The 4,385-nt window shown below is 66.1% G+C and carries 4 protein-coding genes; 3 read left to right on the top strand and 1 reads right to left on the bottom strand.

Features of this window, described 5'->3' with window-relative positions; genetic code table 11:
* Window positions 1–1,056: ABC transporter transmembrane domain-containing protein (locus tag RWO33_RS19425; RefSeq protein WP_314107013.1), on the bottom strand; the 1,056-nt coding region annotated here is incomplete at its 3' end.
* Window positions 1,057–1,282: 226 nt separating this feature from the next.
* On the opposite strand from RWO33_RS19425, the gene RWO33_RS19420 reads away from it, so the two are divergent.
* From RWO33_RS19420 to cydX, 3 genes are all read left to right on the top strand, one after another.
* Window positions 1,283–2,872 carry a cytochrome ubiquinol oxidase subunit I gene (locus RWO33_RS19420; protein ID WP_314107010.1) on the top strand — a complete coding sequence of 530 codons (1,590 nt, stop codon included), beginning with the start codon at window positions 1,283–1,285 and terminating at the stop codon, window positions 2,870–2,872.
* Between the two features lie 15 nt (window positions 2,873–2,887).
* Complete coding sequence (gene cydB / locus RWO33_RS19415; RefSeq protein WP_314107007.1) at window positions 2,888–4,042, top strand: cytochrome d ubiquinol oxidase subunit II; 1,155 nt, start codon at window positions 2,888–2,890, stop codon at window positions 4,040–4,042.
* 93 nt (window positions 4,043–4,135) lie between these two features.
* On the top strand, window positions 4,136–4,249 hold the full coding sequence (cydX, locus tag RWO33_RS19410; protein ID WP_145480124.1) for a cytochrome bd-I oxidase subunit CydX: 114 nt from the start codon (window positions 4,136–4,138) through the stop codon (window positions 4,247–4,249).
* The last annotated feature ends 136 nt before the right edge of the window (window positions 4,250–4,385 follow it).

Here is a 4,385-nt window from a genome sequence, read left to right as displayed (position 1 = left end):
GGGCGCGCCCGCGACCTCCTCCGGCATCGCCTGCGCCGGCAATGCGCCCAGCAGGCGCTCGACTTCCGCCGCCGCGGCCAGCGCATTGGCGCGGTCGTGGTAATGCGCGGCCAGGCGCCGCAGCGGTGCATAGAACTCCGGCGCCAGCAGCAGGCAGAACATGCCCGCGCCCAAGGTGGGCACCGCCGCATGCAGCGACATCAGGCCGAGATAGCTCAAGCCGAGGTACAGCGCCACCATCGCCACGCTGACCGAGGCGAAGAACTCCAGAACCGTCGATGACAGGAACGCGATCCGCAGCACCTTCATGGTGCGCTCGCGCACCCCTTCGGCAGCGGCGGCCACGCCCTCCAGTTCGGCCTCGCCACGGCCATACAGGCGCAGCAGGCCCAGGCCCTTGATGCGGTCGGCGAAATGCCCGCTCATGCGCGCCAGCTCGCCCAGCTGGGCGCGACCGGCGGCTTCCGCGCCCCAGCCGACCAGCATCATGAAGAACGGCACCAGCGGCGCGGTGAACAGCAGGATCAGCGCCACCACCCAGTCCACGTAAGCCACCGCCAGCAGGATCAGCAGCGGCACCACCACCACTTCGATGCGCACCGGCTGGTAGCCGGCGTAGTAGCTCTCCACCGCGTCGGCATGGGCCAGCATCAACTCACCCAGTTCGCCGCTGCGCTGCTGGCGCAGCCACAGCGGGCCCTGCCCCAGCAGGCGCGCGTAGATCCGTTCGCGCAGGGCCAGGCGGGCGCTGTCGGCCACGTCACCGGCCATGGCCTGGGTAAAACTACTGAGCAACGCGCGGACGATCAGGACTAGCATGAGGGCCAGCAGTACCCCGGTCGCCTCTGCCAACGGACGGCGCGCCACCAGCACGGCCTGGATGAGCCAGGCGATGGCGGCGGCCTGCCCGATCAGCAGGGCACCGGAACTGCAGATGGACAGTACGGCCAGGCGTTGGCGACCGCGGGCGCCCGCGGCCAGGCTGTCCAGCCAGCGCAGGCGCTGGCGGCGCAGGTCGGGGGTTTCAATGGCAGGCACGTCCGGGGGCTGGCTCAAGAGGAATCACTGGCGGCCGCAGAAGAGATGCCTGACATTGTAATGGCTGCCGGCGTACCCTTCCGGTGCGGCGCACGGTCGCAGGGGGAGGCTCTACGATGCCGCCCGCCACCGTCGCCTACATTGATCTGAATCAAGGCTGTTTGAAGTTGCTGGTCACAGAATCCATCCCGTAGACCCCCTTCCCGCCACCTGATACGCCAGAACCCCACGAGGTAGCCAGGCCATGATCGATTCGACAGTCGTAGAACTGTCGCGGCTGCAGTTCGCTTTGACCGCGATGTACCACTTCCTGTTTGTCCCCCTCACGCTTGGCCTGTCGTTCCTGGTCGCCATCATGGAAAGCGTGTATGTCATGACCCGCAAGCCGGTGTGGCGGCAGATGACCCTGTTCTGGGGCACGCTGTTCGGCATCAACTTCGCCATCGGCGTAGCCACCGGCCTTGTGATGGAGTTCCAGTTCGGGATGAACTGGTCGTATTACAGCCACTACGTGGGCGACATCTTCGGTGCGCCGCTGGCGATCGAAGGGCTGATGGCGTTCTTCCTGGAAGCCACCCTGATCGGCCTGTTCTTCTTCGGCTGGAAGCGGCTCAGCCCGGTCAAGCACCTGGCGGTGACCTGGTTCATGGCGCTGGGCACCAACCTGTCGGCAGTGTGGATCCTGATTGCCAACGGCTGGATGCAGAACCCCACCGGCGCGGTGTTCAACCCGGACACCATGCGCATGGAGGTGGTGGATTTCGCCGCGGTGCTGTTCAACCCGGTGGCGCAGGCCAAGTTCGTGCATACGGTCAGCGCGGGCTACGTCACCGGCGCGATCTTCGTGATGGGCATCAGCGCGTTCTACCTGCTGCGCAACAAGCACCAGGACGTGGCGCGGCGTTCGTTCGCGGTGGCGGCCGCCTTTGGCCTGTTGTCGTCGCTGTCGGTGGTGGTGCTGGGCGACGAGAGCGGGTACGCCGCCAGCGAGCACCAGAAGATGAAGCTGGCCGCCATCGAGGCAATGTGGGAAACCGAGCGTGCCCCGGCCGATTTCACCGCCTTCGGCATTCCCAACCAGACGACCCAGCAGAACGATTTCGCCATCAGGATTCCGTACCTGATGGGCCTGATCGCCACGCGTTCGGTCAACCAGCCGATCCCGGGCATCCTGGAGCTGGTGGAACGGGCCGAACACCGCATCAAGGGTGGGCAGCTTGCCTACGGCGCGCTGGAACGCGTGCGCAGGGACAAGAACGATGTCGAAGCGCGCGAGATGTTCGACCGCCACTGGCAGGACCTGGGCCACGGGCTGCTGCTGAAGCGCTACCGCGACGACATCCTCAATGCCACGCCGGAGGAAATCTCCAGGGCGGCGATGGACACCGTGCCGCGCGTAGCACCGCTGTTCTGGACCTTCCGCATCATGGCCGGGCTGGGCTTCTACCTGATCGCGTTCTTCGCGATGGCCTTCTACTTCTCCTGCCGCAACACCTTCCATGAGAAGCGCTGGTTCCTGCGGCTGGCGGTGTGGTCGATACCGGCCCCGTGGATCGCGATCGAATGCGGGTGGTTCGTGGCCGAATACGGCCGCCAGCCGTGGGCGGTGGACGGCGTGCTGCCGACCTTCTACGCCGCATCGGGCCTGGCCCTGCATGAAATCCTGACCACGCTGGCTGTGTTCACCGCCACCTACACAGTGCTGCTGGTGATCGAGGTCAAGCTGATGCTCAAGGCGATCCGCACCGGCCCGGCCGACATCCTTCCGTCGCTGCAGCCCGCGCGTACGCCGCTTCCCCACAATGCCGCCGTGCCGGCTCCCGGCCAGGCCTGAGGCAGGAGAAACCCCATGGAAATTCTAGGACTCGATTACACCGCGCTGCGCCTGGTCTGGTGGCTGCTGCTGGGCATCCTGCTGGTCGGCTGGGCAGTGATGGACGGCTTCGACCTGGGCGTGGGCACCCTGCTCCCGTTCGTGGCCAGGACCGATGAGGAACGCCGCACGGTGATCAACACAGTCGGCCCGGTGTGGGAAGGCAACCAGGTGTGGCTGGTGCTGGGTGGCGGTGCGATCTTCGCCGCCTGGCCGCCGCTGTACGCCGTCAGCTTCTCCGGCTTCTACCTGGCGATTTTCGCCATGCTGTTCGGGCTGATCCTGCGCCCGGTCGGTTTCAAGTACCGCAGCAAGATGCCCAGCAAGCGCTGGCGTACCACGTGGGACTGGGTGCTGTTCGTGGGCGGGCTGCTGCCGGCGCTGATTTCCAGCGTCGCGGTGGGCAACGTGCTGCTCGGCGTGCCGTACCACTTCGATGACAGCATGCGCATCTTCTACACCGGTTCGTTCTTCGGCCTGCTCACCCCGTTCGCGCTGCTGGCCGGGCTGGTCGGCGTGGCGATGATGGTGTCGCACGGTGCGGCCATGCTGGTGCTGAAGACCGACGGCGCTGTCGCTGACCGTGCCGCCCGCTATGGCAGCGTCGCGGCGCTGCTCAGCTTCGCGCTGTTCGCTGCAGGCGGTGCCTGGGTCGCCTTCGGCCTGCCCGGCTACCAGATCACCTCGCAGGTGGTCACCGACGGCCCGACCAACCCGTTGCTGAAGACCGCCGAGATCGGCGCGGCCGCCGGTGGCTGGCTGCGCAACTACAGCAGCATGCCGCTCACGCTGGTGTTCCCGCTGCTGGGCCTGGCCGGTGCGCTGGCCAGCGCGGTGCTGCTGCGCGCCCGCCGTGGGTTGGCCGCGTTCCTGGCCTCGGGTGCCTCCATTGCGGGCATCATCCTGACCGTGGGCTTTGCGATCTTTCCGTTCCTGCTGCCTTCGTCCAGCCAGCCGAGCGGCAGCCTGACCGTGTGGGACGCCTCGTCCAGCCAGCTCACGCTCTTCATCATGCTCGTGGCCACGGTGATCTTCCTGCCGATCATCCTGGCCTACACCAGCTGGGTATACCGGGTGATGCGGGGCAAGACCACGGCTGAAGACATGGCCGACAACCCGAACGCGTATTGATATTGCCCAGCGTGCCGACCAACGGTCGGCACCTACCTAAATGTTGCCGACCAACGGTCGGCACCTACCGAACGTGATATTGGAGGTTTTGCCATGTGGTATTTCGCCTGGATCCTCGGCACCGGCCTGGCCTCGGCCGCCGCCATCCTCAACGGCATGTGGTTCGAGGCGCGTGAGGTCGGCGAAGCCGACCACCAAGCGCGGTAGAGCCGACTGTCAGTCGGCTGCTCTTCGCGGTAAAAAAAGGTTGCCGATAATCCCTTCACACCGTATCCTTGTCGGCTCCTTCGGGGTGTAGCTCAGTCTGGTAGAGCGCTACGTTCGGGACGTAGAGGTCGCAGGT

It is taken from the genome of uncultured Stenotrophomonas sp., from assembly GCF_963519925.1.
GTDB lineage: Bacteria > Pseudomonadota > Gammaproteobacteria > Xanthomonadales > Xanthomonadaceae > Stenotrophomonas > Stenotrophomonas maltophilia_AE.
Note: the sequence above shows the minus strand (reverse complement) of the source record. Positions and strands in the feature narration are given on the sequence as shown.

Bases quoted from the DNA above. Each gene is read 5' to 3' on its own strand.
- RWO33_RS19420 (WP_314107010.1), top strand. From the start codon at position 1,283: ATGATCGATTCGACAGTCGTAGAACTGTCGCGGCTGCAGTTCGCTTTG.
- cydB (WP_314107007.1), top strand. From the start codon at position 2,888: ATGGAAATTCTAGGACTCGATTACACCGCGCTGCGCCTGGTCTGGTGG.
- cydX (WP_145480124.1), top strand. From the start codon at position 4,136: ATGTGGTATTTCGCCTGGATCCTCGGCACCGGCCTGGCCTCGGCCGCC.